General features: G+C 70.2%; 9 protein-coding genes. All 9 read left to right on the top strand.

The window, feature by feature from the left end:
- Positions 1 to 3 precede the first annotated feature (3 nt).
- The 9 genes from BLW83_RS00335 (at position 4) to BLW83_RS00295 (ending at position 17,649) form a co-directional block, all read left to right on the top strand.
- Positions 4 to 759: a hypothetical protein gene (locus BLW83_RS00335; RefSeq protein ID WP_143042695.1), complete on the top strand. Its 756-nt coding sequence runs from the start codon at positions 4 to 6 to the stop codon at positions 757 to 759.
- Positions 759 to 2,975, top strand: coding sequence for a peptidoglycan DD-metalloendopeptidase family protein (locus tag BLW83_RS00330; RefSeq protein WP_090844252.1), 2,217 nt, complete (start codon positions 759 to 761; stop codon positions 2,973 to 2,975). The genes BLW83_RS00335 and BLW83_RS00330 overlap by 1 nt, the downstream gene beginning before the upstream one ends.
- A 129-nt stretch (positions 2,976 to 3,104) precedes the next feature.
- A complete protein-coding gene (locus BLW83_RS00325; protein ID WP_090844249.1) occupies positions 3,105 to 7,382 on the top strand; it encodes a beta strand repeat-containing protein in 4,278 nt (1,425 codons plus the stop codon).
- Between the two features lie 123 nt (positions 7,383 to 7,505).
- The gene (gene tssK / locus BLW83_RS00320; RefSeq protein WP_090844246.1) at positions 7,506 to 8,840 is read left to right on the top strand and encodes a type VI secretion system baseplate subunit TssK; all 1,335 of its coding nucleotides are present in this window, start codon (positions 7,506 to 7,508) and stop codon (positions 8,838 to 8,840) included.
- On the top strand, positions 8,840 to 10,498 hold the full coding sequence (icmH, locus tag BLW83_RS00315; RefSeq protein WP_177172438.1) for a type IVB secretion system protein IcmH/DotU: 1,659 nt from the start codon (positions 8,840 to 8,842) through the stop codon (positions 10,496 to 10,498). The genes tssK and icmH overlap by 1 nt, the downstream gene beginning before the upstream one ends.
- A gap of 2 nt (positions 10,499 to 10,500) precedes the next feature.
- Positions 10,501 to 14,157, top strand: a complete 3,657-nt coding sequence (gene tssM / locus BLW83_RS00310) for a type VI secretion system membrane subunit TssM (protein WP_245728611.1) — start codon at positions 10,501 to 10,503, stop codon at positions 14,155 to 14,157.
- Positions 14,136 to 14,858, top strand: a complete 723-nt coding sequence (gene tagF, locus BLW83_RS00305) for a type VI secretion system-associated protein TagF (protein WP_090844237.1) — start codon at positions 14,136 to 14,138, stop codon at positions 14,856 to 14,858. Before tssM ends, tagF begins: the two co-directional genes overlap by 22 nt.
- The gene (locus tag BLW83_RS00300; RefSeq protein WP_090844234.1) at positions 14,855 to 15,616 is read left to right on the top strand and encodes a PP2C family protein-serine/threonine phosphatase; all 762 of its coding nucleotides are present in this window, start codon (positions 14,855 to 14,857) and stop codon (positions 15,614 to 15,616) included. The genes tagF and BLW83_RS00300 overlap by 4 nt, the downstream gene beginning before the upstream one ends.
- Entirely contained in the window at positions 15,613 to 17,649 is a 2,037-nt protein-coding gene (locus tag BLW83_RS00295; RefSeq protein ID WP_090844230.1) for a serine/threonine-protein kinase, read from the top strand. Before BLW83_RS00300 ends, BLW83_RS00295 begins: the two co-directional genes overlap by 4 nt.
- Positions 17,650 to 17,691: the final 42 nt, after the last annotated feature.

Here is a 17,691-nt window from a genome sequence, read left to right as displayed (position 1 = left end):
CCGATGACCGCTTTCGCCCCCCCTCATCTTTCCGCATTGATTCTGGCGCTGTTGCTGCCCGCGCTGGCTCATGCAACGGACGGCGGCGGGCTGGTGATCCGGGCGCTGCCGGTCGCGCCGACGGGCGAGGTGATCAAGGCCATGCCGGACGCGCCCATGCCGGAGGCCCCGATACCGGCCGCCCCGATGCCCCAGGCACCGCGCCGCGCGGGGCTGCCGGAACCCTCGATCATCGTGGGGGATCTCGCGGTGTTGATGACCGCCGCCGAACGCGGCCCGCTGGGCACGCCGCGCCCCGCGCGCGAGGCGATCCGGCAGCGCGATCCTGCCATGTTCGAGCGGCTGCTGTCGCAGGGCGCATTCGACCCGCAGGGCGATCAGCTGGCGGCGGCGTTGCAGACCGAACTGGCGCAGATGGGGTGCTATGCCGGCGGTATCGACGGCAACTGGGGCGCCGGCTCGGTCGCCGCGCTGGCGCGATATTTTCAGGCGCTGGGGGCGGCACAGGCGGCGACCAGCCCGGATATGGGGCTGTTTCGCGCCATCGCCCGGAACGAGGCTCTGCACTGCGCCCCGGTCGCGGCCGCGGCCCCCGCCGCCACGGGTTCGACCACCCGCCGCAGCGGCGGCGGCGCCACGCCGCGGGCGGCGGGTTCTGCCCCGTCGCCGGCGCAGTCCCAGCCGCCTGCGGCCGGGGCTGGCGGCGCAGGGTCGCGGCAGATCAATCCGGGGCTGATCGGCTCGGGCATGTTCCGCTGATGCCCGCGACCCGGATCGACCCGCGTTTCAGGCAGATGGGCAAGGGCGCGCGCCGCCGCCGCCGCCGCATCGCCGCGCTGCGCTGGGGGGGCGCGGTCGCGGCGGTTGCGGTGGCGGCTGCCGCCGGCTGGTGGCAGTTCCGCCCCGATGCGGCATGGCTGCGCGGCGGCGATCTGGGGCAAGAGCTGGTGCAGGTCGAATCGCAGTTCGACATCGCTCCGGTGGTGCGGGCCGATACTTTTACCGATCTGCCCGGCGATCCGCTGATCATCCCGGCCCCCGACGACGCTGGCCCGCGCGAGCTGCGGCATGTGCCGGCCCCCGCCGCCGTGCCGGGTCGCGCCGGCAGAGTGGGCGGCGGGCTGGGCGGCGGCACGGTCGCGCTGCTCGACAGCGCGCTGGTGTCGCGCGACCGCCAGCTGGTGGCGATGCTGCCCTCGACGCGCGAGGAATTCGCGCTGTTTCAGGCCGAGCGCAGCCGGGCCCGCCGCGCCGATCCCTCGGCCCCCCACGCCAGCCCCGACAGCGTGCATCTGGCCACCGAACAACGCGCCAGCAGCGGCGTGGCGTTTTTGCGCGACGCCGGACTGCGGGTGCCGCTGTGGCGCGAGCTGATCGTGGAAACCACGGGCGAGGTCGGGCTGGACCGCCTGCTGGCCGAAAACGGTTTCGACGCGGACACCTCGGCGCGGCTGGCGGCGCGTATCGACAGCCAGATCGGCACCGGGCGGAACCTGCCCCCCGGATCGGTGCTTGCGATGCGCTATCGCAGCCGCGGCGAGCTGCGCGAGGTGGTGCAGCTGTCGCTCTACGGGGCGGGGGGCTATGTCGGCTCGCTGGCGATGAACGGGGCGGGGCAGCTGGTCGCGGCGGCCGATCCCTGGGCCGACCAGCCGCTGCTGGACGAGCTGTTGGCCCGGCAGGATGCCGGCGCGGGGCCCGGCGGGCAGCAGCGGCTGCTGGACCTGATCTATTCCGCGGCCCTGCGCAACGACGTGCCCCCCGAAACCATCGGCGAGGCGCTGGCCCTGATGTCGCGCGTCCACGACCTTGACAGCCACGCCGATGAGGCCGACCGGCTGACCCTGATCTATGCGCCGGCGGCCGGGGTCGCGCGGCCCGGCGCGATCCTGTTCGTGGGCATCAGCGGCCCCGGCGGCGACCGGCCCTGCTATGTCGTCCCCGAGGGCGACGGCTTTGCCTGCCACGCGCCCTCGGCCCGGGTGCAGCACCGGGCGGGCGGTGCGGCCCTGACCCCGCCGGTTGCGGGCGTGCTGTCGCAGCGTTTCCTGCCCATGGGCGCCGATGATGCAGAGGTGGGCGCCGACCGGGGTCATGTGGTCTGGTCCGCCCCCGAGGGCAGCCCGGTCACCGCGGCGGGCGCCGGGCGGATCACGGCGCGCTCGGTCGAGGGCGCGCGGGGGGCGCAGCTGGAAATCACCCATGAAAACGGCATGGTCAGCCGTTATTCCGGGTTGGCGTCCCTGTCTGCGCCGGCGGCCGCGGACGCGCAGATCGCGGCCGGCGCGCTCATCGGCACGGTGGGGCGGCCGCAGGGGCAGGCGGCGCCGGGGCTGGTGTTCCAGCTTTTGTCGGACGGGGTGCCGGTCGATCCGCTGCCATGGCTCAGCAGCGCGGGCGAGGTGCTGGCCTCGGACGCGATCGAGGCCCTGATCGGGCGCATCATCACCGTGGAAAGCGCCGGCAACGCGGCGGCGCGCAACCCGCTGTCCACCGCCACCGGGCTGGGCCAGTTCATCGAATCGACCTGGCTGCGGATGATGCAGAGCTATCGCCCCGACATGGCCCGAAACCTGTCGCGGCACGAGCTGCTTGCCCTGCGCCTCAACCCCGAACTGTCGCGCCAGATGGTGCGCCATCTCGCCCAGGAAAACGAGGCGTTCCTGCGCGCCCGAGGCCATGCGATCTCGGCCGGCCGGCTGTATCTGGCGCATTTCCTGGGACCGGCGGGGGCGGATCAGGCGCTGCGGGCGGATGCCTCGGCCTCGGTGCTTCAGGTGATGGGGCCGCAGGTGGTGTCGGCCAACCCGTTCCTGCGCGGCTATTCCATCGCCGAGCTGCGCAGCTGGGCCGACCGCAAGATGGCCGGCGCCGCCCCGACCCATGTCGCGCAGGCGCCCGGACCCCCAGTTTCCCCCGAGATCGCGGCCTTTGTCCAGGCGATGGACCGGCTGCGCGGGGACAAGGGTGGATGAAATGCCGCGCATCCCATCCAAAACGCGCAGAATGCTTGTTTTGACTGCGTGGGGCGCGCTATCCAAGGCGCGGCGGCACCCGTCGCCTGTCCGGTTTTCGGACATCCCGATTGAAAGATGCATTTACCCATGTTCGAGATTGCCCCCCGTCACGCCCGCGATTTCCGCCGTGCGCAGCTGCTGCTCTCGACCGCGCTGATCGGTTTGGCGCCTTTGGCGCTGATGCCGGGGGCGGGTTTTGCGCAGGCTTATCTGGACGACGTGACCGGCGACGACACGATCGACCCCTCGCCAAGCGTGACCTGGGGCGCCGACAGCGCGATCTGGCAGTATGAGAACGAGCCCGACCACCGCGCGCTGGACGACGGCGACGTGGGGATCCTGACCAAACCCGGCGGGGGCGCGGTCACGGTGACGATCGACGGCACGGTGCGGCCGGGCGGGCTGCGGGTGGAATCGGGGGACTACACGCTGACCGGGGGCGAGATCGCGGCGGTCGATGCGGATGCCGAGGTGGTGCTTGAGGCGGGCAGCGACCTGACCCTGACCGTGGACAGCGCCCTGAGCGGGGCGATCCGGATCGGCGGGCAGGGGACGGTGGATTACGCGGGCGACAGCGCCGGCATGACCCGGCTGGACGTGGACGCCGGCGCGAATTTCCGCAGCGAGGGCAATACCGCCGGCCAGATGCAGGTCGACGGCACGGCCCGGCTGGGCGGCGAGCACAACGGCGATGTCGCTGTCGCCTCGGGCGGTGCGCTGAGCGCGGCGGGCATCGTGACCGGAGCGGTCGAGAACAGCGGCGCGGTGGACATCGACGGCGCGCTGAGCGTGCTGCGGCTGGTCAACCAGGCGGGCGGCACCCTGTCGCTGAACGGGGGCGATGTGCTGACCTCGGCACAGCCCGTCGTGAACAGCGAAAGCGCGATACTGCGGCTCGACGGCGATTCCCGCATTGCCGGCGATCTGGAAAACCATGGCCTGATCGAAAAGACCGCGGGCAATGCCCGGCTGGCGGTGGACGGCAGCTTCAGCAACCGGGGGCAGCTGGACGGCTCGGGCGGCGGGGTGCTGACCATTGTGGCCGAGCAGATCCTGCTGGGGGTCGGCTCGGCCATCGACACGGCCATGATCGATCTGGTCGGCTTTATCGAGAACGCCGGCCAGCTGGATTTCACCGACGACACCACGCTTGACGACGGGCTGACGAACCTTGCCGGCGGCGCGGTGGGGGTGTCGGCCGATGTGGACGCGGCCGGCCACGACGTCGGCAACGACGGCAGTTTCGAGGTTCAGGCCGACGGCAGGCTGCACGGTGTCGGGACGCTGGCCAACAGCGCCGATTTCGACATTCGCCAGGGTGGTGCGGTCCAGGCCGGAACGGCAATCAACGCGGCCGGCGGCCGGATGAACATCGCCGGCCGGCTTGAGGCGGCGGTGGAAAACCAGCTGGGCGCGGTGCTGGACCTGCAAGGGGGCGGGATCGACGGCGCGCTGGACAACGCCGGCGAGCTGACCGGCACGGGCGAGATCACCGGGGCGCTGGCCAACACCGGCTCTGCCACCATCGGCGGCTCGGTCGGCGACGTGGAAAATTCGGGCACGCTGACCACTGCCGGCAATCTGTCGGTGGCGAGCCTGACCAATACCGGCGATGTCGGCATCGGCGGCGCGGACCGCCTGCTTTCGCAGGGCGACGTGGACAACAGCGGCCATATCGCCGTCGAGGGCACGCTGGAGGTTGCCGGCGCGGACGCAAGGATCAGCAACAGCGGCACGCTGGGCCTTGATGGCGCAAACATCGTCGGCAATGTCGAGAACGCCGCCGGCGGGCGGATCGAGATGATCTCGGATTCCTCGGTGCGGGGCGGTCTGACCAACTACGGCACCATCGACATGACCTCGGGGGCGGGGGATGTGCGGCTGAGCGTGACCGAAGGCAGGTTCAGCAACTCGGGCAGAGTGACCGTCAGCGGCACCGGGTCGCTGACCATCGAGGCCGACGATATCGAGCTTGAGGAGGGTTCCGACATCGACGGCTCGCTGGTCGAGCTGGTCGGCACGGTCACCAACCAGGGCAACCTGACCTATAGCGAGGATGCCACGCTGAACGGCGATCTGCGCAACGGCAGCAACGGCCACGTCCGTGTGACCGCCGATCTGGATGCGGCCGGCCATGATGTCCACAACGCCGGCAGCTTTGTCGTGGACAGCGACGCCGACAGCACCGGCCATCTGCGCAATGTGGACGCGCTGACCAACTCGGGCAGCTTCGCCATCGCGGCGGACAGCAGCGTTTCCGCCGCTACCGCCGAGAACCGCGCCGACGGCACCATGACCATCGCCGGGGCGCTGGATGCGGATCTGACCAACCGCGAAGACGCCACGGTGGTGATGCAGAACGGGCGTGTCGTCGGGCGTCTGGACAACGCCGGCACTCTGCGCGGCTCGGGCAGTATCGAGGGCATGCTGGACAACAGCGGCGCGCTGGAGGTCGCGGGGGATCTGGTCGTGGCCGGGCTGGACAACCGCGATACCGGCATCGCCCGGATCGACGCCGGCGACCGGCTTGAATCGGCCGGCACCGTCGGGAACGCGGGGCAGATGACCGTGGACGGCGCGCTTGCGGCGGCGCTGTCGAACCAGGGCGCCCTGATCGGGACGGGAACCATCGACGGAAATGTAGTCAACTCAGGCGAGATGGACTGGGGCGGGGCGCTGGGCGGCAGCCTGACCAACCACGCCGCCCTGCGCACCACCGGCGATGTCACCGTGGCCGAGGCGCTGGTGAACGGCCCCGGTGCGGCCGGCGGCCCGGCCGGGCTGACCGTGGCGCAGGGCCATACGATGACCGTCGCCGGCGGCGTGGTGAACAATCTGGGCGGAGTGCTTGGCCTGAGCGGCATTCTGGCCGGTGATGTCGCCAATAACGGCACGGTGAACGCGCTGGGCGATCAGGGCAGCATCACCGGCGCGCTGATCAACGACGGGACGGTCAGCCTGGCGACCGACGGTCAGGTCGGCAGCCTGTTGCAGCTGGGCGGGCTGTCGGGAACCGGCACCTATGTGCTGGACCTCGATCTGGACGCGATGACAGCCGACAGGATCGTCGTGCAGGGGGGCGCGACCACGGGCCGGATCAATCTGGCGTTTTCTTTCGCGGGCAGCGGCGCCGGCACGCAGCCGGGGCAGCGGATCACCCTGCTGGACGTGGACCAGAGCTTTGGCTCTGCCAATGATTTCCGCTATGCCTATGACCTGACGGATCTTCCTTCGGGGCGGCTGGTCTATTCGGTCGAACAGGCCGGCAGTTTCGGCAATCTCGAACTGGTGGGACAGACCAGCCCGGGAATCGGGGCGTTGTTCGGCAACGTGACCTTGATCCAGTCGCTGATCGGATCGGTGGTGAACCGCCCCACCAGCCCCTTTGTCACCGGGCTGGCCTATGAAGACCGCGAGAACCCCTGCGGCACCGGGGCATGGGCGCGGCTGATGGGCGGGCACGCAACCGCCAGCGGGGCCACCGACAACGGCGTCAGCAATATCGAAAGCACGATCCACGCCCATTACTACGGAATGCAGGTCGGCGGCGATCTGGCCTGTTCGGACGACCGCTTCGGCGGCTGGGACATGGCCTTTGGCGTCATCGGCGGCGTCAACCAGGGCGACACCCGCCAGCCGGTCCACGCCATCGACCCGGACAATGCACAGTCGGTGACGGACCGTGTCATAAGCACCACCTCGGCCGATTTCACGCAGGCATATGGCGGGGTCTATGCGACCGCCACCCGCGGCCGTTTCCAGGCCGATCTGCAATATCGCTATGAGACCACCGATTTCACCATCCGCAACCGGGCCATTCCGGGCGCGGGGGGCGATCTGGGGCTGGACGATACCGATTTCGGCAGCACGGCGCACACGCTCAGCGGCTCGGTCGGCTATGCCATTCCGGTCGGCAAAGCCGGCTGGGTGGTGGTGCCGACCGCCGGCTTTGCCTGGTCGCGGCTTTCGACCGACTCGATCCGCTTTGACGACGACTATCGGCTGAGCTTCGAGGACAGCGAGCGCCGAACCGGCTTTGTCGGCACCACCGTTGCCCGCACCTTTGTGCAGCCCGCCCGGAACGAGGCGCTTTATGCCTTTGCCACCGGCACTTATTACAAGGACTTTGCGGATTCGACCGTTTCGGTATTTTCCAACGACACCGACCCGGGTTTCGCGCCGCAGCGGCTGGTTTCGGACCACCTGGGGGCCTACGGCGAACTCAGCTTCGGGGCGAACTACATCAAGGTGCTGAGTGAAACCGGGCGCGGGCGGCAGTTTTCCAGCAGCGCAAGGATCGACGCGCGGTTCGGCGGGGGGCTGGACAGCGTGGGCGTGACCGGGCAGCTGCGCTGGCAGTTCTGACCGGCGCGTCCGATGGCGTGACTTTCTGTCCGGTCTGGCGCCGGGCATGACAACGGCCCTTTCGGGCATGGCAACGGCCCTCGGGCCCGCAATTGATTGACGAACGCAAGGAGCCCGCCGCGCATGTCCTGGTTCAGCAAGGTCGCATGGAAAGAGGGGCTGTTCATGCAGCCCCAGCATCTACAGCAGGCCGACCGCTATCACGAGCATCTGCTGCACGCCCGCACCCGGTGGATGACCCCCTATCCCTGGGGCGTGGGCGAGCTGGCGATCGACCGCGACCAGGCGCAACAGGGGATGCTGGCCCTGCGCGCGGTGTCGGGGATCATGCCCGACGGCACGCCCTTTGACGCGCCGGGCACCGGCCCCCTGCCGCTGGCGGTGCCCGTCCCCGACGACGCGGCGGGGCAGTTCGTCTGGCTGACGCTGCCCGACAGCTCGCCCAACATGCGCGACACCGCCCCCTTGCAGGACGAGGGCGCGACCACCCGCTGGGGCATCGTCACCGAAACCGTCAGCGACATCAGCAGCGCCATGCGGACCGAGCAGGTGCTGGAGCTAGCCGTGCCGCGGCTGGAACTGGCGATCCGCAAGACCCCGCGGCCGGGCTATCAGAGCCTGCGCCTTGCCCGCATCGCCGAGGTCCGCGACGGCGTGGTCACGCTGGACGAGACCTTCCCCCCGCCCGCGCTGGTGATCGGGGCGCATCCGCAGATCCTGGGCTACCTGACCCGCGTCATCGGCTGGATCGAGGCGCGGCTGGAAAGCCTTGCGCGCTATGCGACCGACCCTTCGGCGGGGGGCGGGTTGCAGGCAAGCGACTATCTGATGCTGATGGCGCTGAACCGCCATATCGGCGTGCTGCGCCACCTGTCGCGCAGCTTTGCCGTCCACCCCGAGGCGCTGTATCGCGATCTGGTGGCGCTGGCGGGGGAACTGGCGACCTTTGATTCCGGCAGCCGCCATGCGCCGGATTATCCGGCCTATGACCACGGCGACCCCAAGGAAAGCTTTTCGCAGATCGTGGCCGACATCCAGCGGCTGCTGTCGCGCGATGTCGGGCGGGCCATCCGCCTGCCGCTGCGCGAGGTGCGGCAGAATTCCTATCTGGCCGAGGTCCACGACCGCAACCTGTTCCGCGACGCCAGTTTCATCGTCGAGGTCGAAAGCGCCAAGCCGCTGACGCAGGTGCAGGGGCAGTTCCCCGAATTGTGCAAGATCGGCCCCAACACCCGCATGTCCGAGATCGTGAACAACAACCTGCCCGGCATCGGGTTGCAGCATCTGCCCAACCCGCCGCGCCAGATCAGGGTGCTGTCCTCGAACGTGTATTTCCGGCTGGAAAAGAACTCTCCGCTGTGGCGCGAGTTTTCCACGGCTCCGGCGATCGGGATGCATTTCGCCGGTGACTGGCCGCATCTGAAACTGGAACTATGGGCCGTGCCCGAGAGGTCGTGATGGCTGGCAGCGACGACGACAAGACGGTGTTCGGCGGCCCGCAAGGGCATGGTCCGGGTCCGGGCCGGGCGCCTGCCGGGGCCGGGGATGCCTGGGCGCGTCCGCAACCCTCGGGCGACGACGCGCGCACGGTGATCGGGCGTCCGGGGCAGGGGCCGGGGCCGGGCTATGGACAGGCCGGGGCGCCGCCGGCCTCGGCCTCGCCCTTTGGGCAGGCGCCGGGCAGCGGCCAGACCTGGCTTGGCAGGCCGATGCCGGCAGCCGGGCCGGCATATGGCGAACACGCGCAGATCGGTCGCGCCGCCGGGGCGGACGACCGGGGGTTCTTTCCCGATATCGGCGCGCGCCCCGCCCCCGCGCCCGCCGCCCACCCCCCGCGCATCGCCCTGCACGAGGCGCTGAAGGTCCGCGATCTGGGCGCGGCGTCGTCCTCGAACCCGCTGCTGGCGGCGGCGGCCAGCCTGCTGATCCTGCTGGGGCGGCTGCGCACCGGGCTGGTGGAACTGCAGGTCGCGCCGCTGATGGAACATGTCACCCGCGAGATCGACCGGTTCGAACGCAACGCCCTGGCCGCCGGGGTGAACCCGCACGAGGCGCTGGTGGCGAAATACGCGCTGTCGGGCACGGCGGATGACATCGTGCAGAACCTGCCGGGCGGGGATCGCGGCGACTGGCAGCAATATTCGATGGTCGCGCGGTTCTTTCACAAGCGCGATTCCGGCGTCGGCTTTTTTCAAGAGGCCGAAAAGGCCATGCAGGCCCCCGCCCAGCATTACAACCTGCTTGAACTGATGCTGGTCTGCCTGTCGCTGGGGTTCGAGGGGCAGTTCCGCACCTCGCCCAACGGCGCGGCCGATCTGGCGCGTATCCGCAGCGCCATCCATGAAAGCCTGCGCCGCGTCCAGCCCCGCCCGGACGAGGATGTTTCCGTCACATGGCAGCCGGTGGTGCAGGATCGCGGCCGCCGCTTTGCCGCCATTCCGGTCCCGGCGGTGCTGGGGGTCTGCGCCGCCGCGCTGCTGGCGGTGTTTGCCGTGTTTGCCACGCTGATCAACCGCGAGGGCGCCGAGGCCGCATCCCTGATGCGGGGGGTGCATCTGGACCGCCCGGTGATCCAGATCGACCGCGCCGCACCCGGTCCCGCCTATGTGGCCGAGATCCCGCAGCTCGACCGCATCCGCGACGCCTTTGCCGCCGAGATCGCCGACGGCCGCGTGGGCGTCGAGGCCAAGGGCGATTACATCGCGATCCGCGTCGGCCAGTTGCAACTGTTCGATCTAGGCGCGGTCGAGGTCAAGCCGGGTTTTGCCGATCTGGCCAGCCGCATCGCCGAGGTGCTGAACGCCGAGGGCGGCCCGATCCTGATCGAGGGCCACACCGACAACCTGCCGCTAAGCGGGCGGGGACGTTTCAAGGACAACTACCAGCTTTCGACCGCGCGTGCCGAAAGCGTGGCCGGGGTGCTGTCGCCGCGCCTGACCGACCCGGCCCGCGTCTCGGCCGAGGGGCGCGGCGAGGACCAGCCCGTCGCCGACAACGCCACCGAGGCCGGCCGCACCGAAAACCGCCGGGTCGAGATCCTGCTGGCGCGCGAGGGCAGCTATGGTGCGGCGCCCCCCCGGGGTCAGCCGCCAGACAGCACGGAGACCGCGAATTGAGAGTGCTTGGCTTTTCCGTCCCGACTCCGCGCTGGGGCCGTCATGCGTGGTGGCGCTGGACCGTCACCGTCCTTGGGCTGCTGGCGCTGTGTCTGGCGATCTGGTTCGGCGGGCCGATGACCGGCTGGGCGCCGCTGGCCGGGCTGTGGCTGCGGCTGGCGATCATCGGCGTCATTGCCGGCGTGTTCGTGGCGGTGGTGCTGATCCGCTGGCGCCGCCGGGTCCGCGCCGCGCGCCGGATCGAGGATGCGCTGATCCCGCCTGAGCCGCAGGGCGACGGCAGGCTGCTGGCCGAAAAAATGGCGCAGGCGCTGGCGGTGCTGAAGAAATCGGGCGGCGCGGCCTCGCTTTACGATCTGCCGTGGTATGTGATCATCGGCCCGCCCGGCGCCGGCAAGACCACGGCGCTGGCCAATTCCGGGCTGGATTTCCCGCTGGCGCAAAGCAACGCCGTTGCGGGATTCGGCGGCACCCGGAACATGGATTTCTGGTTCGCCGAGGATGCGGTGCTGATCGACACCGCCGGCCGCTATACCACGCAGGACAGCGACGCGCTGGCCGACAAGGCCAGCTGGGATGCGTTTCTGGACCTGCTGAAACGCACCCGCCCGAACCGCCCGATCAACGGGGTGATCCTGTCCTTTTCGGTCGAGGACATGATCAAGGACGACCCCGCGGCGCTGGCTGCCCATGCCCAGACCGTCCGCGCCCGGCTGGCCGAGCTGCACGAGCAGCTCAAGATCGACTTTCCGGTCTATGTCATGTTCACCAAGGCCGACCTGATCGCCGGTTTTCGCGAATATTTCGCCAGCTTCAGTCTGAACCGGCGCAAGCTGGTCTGGGGCGTCACCTTTCAGACCAAGGACCGCAAGGCCATAACGCACGAGGCCGTGCCCCGGGAATTCGACCGGCTGGTGGCGCGGCTGTCGGACGAGATCATCGACCGCCTGTCCGAGGAACCCGACAGCGTCGCCCGTATCGCGATCTTTGGCCTGCCGGGGCAGATGGCGCTGCTGCGTGACCAGCTGGCGGGGGTTCTGGCCCGCGTGTTCGAGCCGACGCGCTACAAGACCAATGCGATCCTGCGCGGGTTTTATTTCACCTCGGGCACGCAAGAGGGCACGCCCGTCGATCAGGTGCTGGGCGCGATCCGCCAGCCCGGCGCGGGCGCGGAACTGGGACCGGGGTTTCAGGCCGCCTTCATGTCCGGGCGCGGCAAGAGCTTTTTCATCCACGACCTGCTGCGCGGGGTGATCTTTCCCGAACAGGGCTGGGTCTCGCATGACCAAAAGGCGGTGCGGCGGACGGCGCTGATCCGCTCGGCCGCGTTGGGGGCGATCGTGCTGGCGACGCTGGGCGCGGTCTCGGCGCTGGGTTACAGCTATTGGAAGAACCTGCAACTGCTGCGCATGGCCGAGGCGCAGACCGCCGCCTATATGCGCGCCGCGTCCGAGGAATTGCAGCGCGAGGTGATCGACGACACCGACCTGCGCGCGGTGGTGCCGCTGCTCAACGCGCTTGCCGCCATGCCGGCGGGCTATGGCGACAGCGAACGGCCCGCCCTGTCCGAGGGGCTGGGCCTGGGCCAGCGCGACCGCCTGAACCGCGTCGCCACCGACAGCTATGCCGAGGCGTTGGAGAGGATGCTGCGCCCGCGTCTGGTGCTGGATCTGGAACGGCGCATCCCCCGGACCATCGCCGCGGGCGAGATGACCGAGATCTATCGCGCGCTCAAGGTGTATCTGCTGCTGGGCAAACAGGGCGAAACCACCGACGACGCCGCGATCATGGCGTGGTTCGACCAGTCCTGGCGGCAGGAATATCCGGGCCGGACGGGGCTGGACCTGATTGACCAGCTCAAGGCGCATCTGGGTGCCATGCTGCGGCTGGACGACAGCCGCAGGCTGCTGGTCGACCTTGATCAGGGCACGGTGGACCGCGCCCGCGCCGCCATTGCCCAGCTGCCGCTGGACGAACAGGCCTATGCGATCATCAAGGACGGTGGGGTCGCGCGGGGAATCGCGGACTGGAGCCTTGAATCCGCCACCGGCGGCGGGTTGGCCGCGCAGGTGTTCGCCGCGCGCGACGGGTCCGATCTGGCTGGGCTCGGCGTGGCGGGGCTTTATACTTATGAAGGATTCTGGGCCTATTTCTACGACCAGCTCGCCGTCGTCGGCGAGCAGCTGCGCCGCGACCAGTGGGTGCTGGGCGATCTGGCCGGCACCGCGGAAATCGAGGGGCGTCTGGCCCGGCTGGACCGCGATCTGCTGGACCGCTATCGGGGCGATTTCATCGCCGCCTGGAACGCGGTGCTGGACAATCTGACGCTGAATTCGATGGTCGCCGACAAGCCGCAATACGCGGCGCTTGGCAATGCGGCCTCGGCCTCGGCCTCGCCGATACTGGCGCTGGTGCGCGAGGTCTCGGCCCAGACGCGGCTGTCGCGCGAATACGAACAGCTCGACGGCGCGGACCCGGCAACGCTGCCGGGCGCGGGGGATGCGGCGGCGGGCTTGGCCGGCGCGGTGGGCGGGCAGCTGGCCTCGCGGCTGCAATCGCGGTCCGGGGGCGTGCAGCGGATCCTGCTGGACGCGGCAAGGCAGCAGGCGGGCGGCGGGCAGCTGCGGCCCGGGGGCGGGGTCGGAGGCGGGGGCGGGGTCGGCGGCGCGGGGCCGGAAAACAGTGTCACCGCGCCCATCGACGCGATTTCCAGGGCGTTCGAGACCTGGCACATGCTGGCCGATGGCGAACCCGGCCAGCGGCCCATCGACACGCTGCTGGGCAATCTGGGCGCGATCTGGGAAAATCTGCGGCTGGCCGAACATCATCCCGACCAGTCCGCCGCCGCGCTGCCGACGCTGCTGAATTCGCTGACGCAGTATAATTCGCAACTGCCCGACCCGCTGGCGCGGATGGTGACGCGGGCGGAAAGCGATTTCCGCTCGGGCGCCTCGGATGCCTCGATCGAGGTGATGAACCGGGCGCTGAGCGATCGGGTCACGTTTTTCTGCCGCGACGTGATTTCCCCGGCCTATCCGTTCGCCGATTCCCCGCGCAGCCTGTCCATCGACAATTTCGCCCGATTTTTCGGCCCGGGCGGAGAGATGGACCGCTATTTCACCGAATATCTGGAGCCTTACGTCGAACGCAGCCCCCAAGGGCTGGTCTGGCGCAGCGACAAGGACATCACCACCCGCCTGTCGAACGCGACGCTCAAGCAGTTCGAGCGGGCCGAGCGCATCCGCCGGGCGTTCTTTGCGGGCGGCGGCACCAGCCCCTCGGTCGAGATCACGGTGGCGCAGGTCGATGCGCACCCCTCGGTGGAAACCGCGGCGCTGGCGATCAACGATACGGTGGTGCAGACGGCGACCGGCTCGATGTCGCGCACGGTGGTCTGGCCGGGGGCAGGGCGGTCCACCATCCTGCAACTGTCGCCGCCCCTGCAACGCGAATCGGTGATGCGGTTCGAGGGCAGCTCGTGGAGCTTCATGCAATTCCTCAACGCCGCCAACTACAAGGAACAGCGCGGCGACGTGCTGCGCGCGACCTTTGTGCTGGGCGGGCGCAACATCACCTATGATTTCACGGTGAACGCGATCGCCAACCCCTTTACCATGCCCGAGATCAGGGAATTCGAATGTCCGCAGAGCATCGACTGACGGCGGGTGACGCAGGGCTTTACGGCAAGCACCCCGGTTTTGGCGATTTCATCGCGGCGGGGCTGCCCGAGGGAATCGTGGCGCTGCTGGGCGACTGGATGCAGCAGGTGCTGGGCGATTGGCGGCAGGCTGCGGGCGAGGGCTGGCAGGCCGCGTTTGATGCGGCGCCGGAGCTGGGGTTCTGGATCGGCGCCGCCCTTCTGACCGGAGAGCAGCCGTTGCGCGGGGTCCTGGCCCCCTCGCACGACCGGGCCGGGCGGCGGTTTCCGCTGCTGGTGGTGCAGGCGGGCGGGGCGGCGCCGGTGCATGATCCCGGGCAGGATTTCCACGCCGCCGCCGGGCGCGCGATGGAATCGTTGTTCGAGGCCCAGCAGTTCGACCCGCGCGAGGCCGCGGCGCGGCTGCGCCGGGAACTGCCCGCGCCCCCAGACCAGCCGCAGCCCGGCTGGCCGACCTTCTGGGCCAGCAATGCCGCGCTTGCCCCGCAGGCGCTGCTGGCGCAGCTGGCTGCGGCCGACCACGCCCATGCCGCCGCCGGGCGCAGCTATTGGTGGTTCGCGGCGGGCGGCGGGCGACCTTCGGGGATGCTGGCCTGTCAGGGCTGGCCGGGTGCGTCGGAAATCGGTTGGCTGATTGCGGGCGGGGGCGGGGCCGCTGGCGGGGTCGGGACCGCCGGGGATGATCAGGGGGGGATTGCATGACGGGATCCGAGCCGGGCTTTCGCTTTCACGTCGGCGCGCTGACCGACAAGGGGCGGGTGCGCAGCCACAACGAGGACAGCGTGGCCTCGATCCCCGAAACCGGGCTGTGGGCGGTCGCGGACGGCATGGGCGGGCACGCCGCCGGCGATGTCGCCAGCGCGATGATCGTCGAGGAGCTGGCCTCGCTTGGCGTTCCGGTCAGCGCGCAGGATCAGCGCGCCCGCGTGCTGGAACGGCTGGACCGCGCCCATCACCGCATCCTTGCGCATGTGGGCGGCAACGGGCTGTCGGCGGCAGGGGCGGCCGTGGCGGTGCTGCTGATCCATCAGGCCGAGCTGACCTGTATCTGGGCCGGCGACAGCCGCATCTATCTGTGGCGCGACGACTGCCTGACGCGGCTGACCCGCGACCACAGCGAGGTCGCGCAGATGGTCGCCGCCGGCCTGATGACCGAGGCCGAGGCGCGGGTGGCGCCGCGCCGCAATGTCATCACCCGCGCCATCGGGGTGGGCGCGCAGGCGCAGCCCGAGATGGTGGGCGGCGCGGTGCGGGCAGGGGACCGGCTGCTGCTGTGCTCGGACGGGCTGACGGAACATCTGGACGCGGCCGATCTGGCGCTTTTGCTGTCGCGGCCCGACCCGGCGGCCGATGTCGCCGCGCGGCTGATCGCCGAAACGCTGGACCGCGGCGCCACCGACAACGTCAGCGTCATCGTCGTGGACTGCGAGGCCGCGCCTCTGCCAGAGGATGCGCCTTGACCGCCGATTCCCGCAGCAACGGCGATGACGCTGACAGCGCGGCGGACAGCCTCGCGCCCACGGAAGCTGCCACCGGACGGCCCGAACATACGGTCATCGCAGCGCCTGCCGGGGATGCCCCCGACCTGACCGTGATCGCCCCCGACACTGGCTCCGCCCACGACACTGACCCCGACCCCGGCCCCGCGCCCGACCCGGCGGCGCCGCCCGAGCCGACCCTGATCGGCGACCAGCCCAGCCCGCAGGGCGGACAGGTGCGTCTGGTCCAGCCGGGGGCGCTGATCAACAACAACTACCGCATCGGCACGCTGGTCAGCGCCGGCGGCATGGGCGAGGTCTACCGCGCCGAAAACGTCTTTACCGGCGATCCGGTGGCGATCAAGGTGATCCTGCCCGATCTGGCGCAGGACGAATCCGTGCTGGACCTGTTTCGCCGCGAGGCCCGCGTGCTGGTCCAGCTGCGCGACGAAGCCATCGTGCGCTATCATAATTTTGTGCTGGACGGGGGGTTGGGCCGCTATTGCCTGATCATGGAATTCGTCGAGGGCAGGCATCTCGGCGCGCGGATCAAGCAGGACGGGCCGCTGGACGACGCGGCGGCGCTGGTGCTGATGCGGCGGCTGGCCCTGGGGCTGGGCTGCGCCCATGCCAGCGGCGTCACCCATCGCGACCTGTCGCCCGACAACGTGATCCTGCGCGACGACCGCATCGACGAGGCAGTGCTGATCGACTTTGGCATCGCCCGCTCGACCGAGCTGGGCGACGGGCTGGCGGGGCGCTTTGCGGGCAAGTTCAAATATATCGCGCCCGAGCAGCTGGGCCATTGGGGCGGAGAGATCGGGGCGCGCACCGATGTTTATGGCCTTGCGCTGCTGATCGCCGCCGCCGCGCGCGGCAAGCCGCTTGAGATGGGGGATTCCGTGGTGTCGGCCTCGGGCGCGCGACAGGCGATCCCGGATCTGACCGGGGTGTCGCATCTGCTGTTTCCGCTGTTGCAGCACATGCTGGAACCCGACCCGCAGCGGCGCCCCCGCGACATGGCCGAGGTGCTGCGCATCATGGACGACCCGATGCTGCTGCCCGCGCAATACCGGCTGCCGCTGTGGTCCCCGGCCGGCGCGCGCGACACGGTGGCAAAGCCCGCGCCCCGCATCGCCGAGGATCCGGCCACCCATTCGCACACGCCGTTTGCGCCGCGCTCTGTGGCGCCCCCGCCGGCCGCTCCGGCGCCGCCCCGCCGGCCGATATGGGCTGCCGCCGCGCTGGCGCTGGTCGTGCTGGCGGGCGGGGGCGGGGGCTATCTGGCGCTGCGGCCCGCTGCCGTGCCGCCCGCCCCCCCAGCCGCCGACCCGCAGGATGCGGCCGCGCTGCCCCCGCGCGACCCCTCGACGCGCGAGGGGTTTCTGGCCGGCTTTGCCCTGCCGGACTGCACCCTTGCGCAAAGGGTCGGGCAGGGGCGCAACGCCGGGATGATCTGGGTCGTTTCGGGGGCGGATCTCGATCCCTCGGCGCTGCTTTCGGCCTATGAGGCCGAATTCGGCACTCGCCCCGCCGTCGTGCGCGACCGGGTGTCCCCCGCCCAATGCGCCGGGCTGGATTTCCTGCGCGAGGTCTCGGGCCGGCCCGCGCCCGCCGTCGCGCTGTCGGTCCGGTCGGACAGCGTCGCGGATGGATTTCAGATCCGTGGCGAGGTTACCCAGCCGCCCGGCCGCAGCCTGTGGCTTTTTCTTGTCGCACCGGATGGCGCGGTCTATGACCTGACCGGCCAAAGCCGGCGCGACGAGGACGGGCGCGACCGTTTCGCCGTCTCGATCGGGACCGGGGGGCAGGCTGCGGAGGACGCCTATCTGCTGGCGGCGCTGTCGACCCAAGCCGCGCTGGCCTCGGTCGCGGCGGCGCCGGCGGGGGCGCCTGCGGCTGAGCTGATGCCGCGCGTGCTTGAGGAATTGCGCACCGCCAAAGCCGCGCCCGCCGTCGAAATCCTGCTGCTGAATCCTGCCGCCGCTGAGGTGCAGGGCCTGCCCGACCTTTGAGCCCGACCTTTGAGCCTGCCGTGCAACATGCCGGGGTCGAAT

It is taken from the genome of Paracoccus alkenifer (genome assembly GCF_900108405.1).
GTDB lineage: Bacteria > Pseudomonadota > Alphaproteobacteria > Rhodobacterales > Rhodobacteraceae > Paracoccus > Paracoccus alkenifer.
The sequence above is the reverse complement of the archived record's forward strand: the minus strand, read 5'-3'. Positions and strand labels throughout refer to the sequence as shown.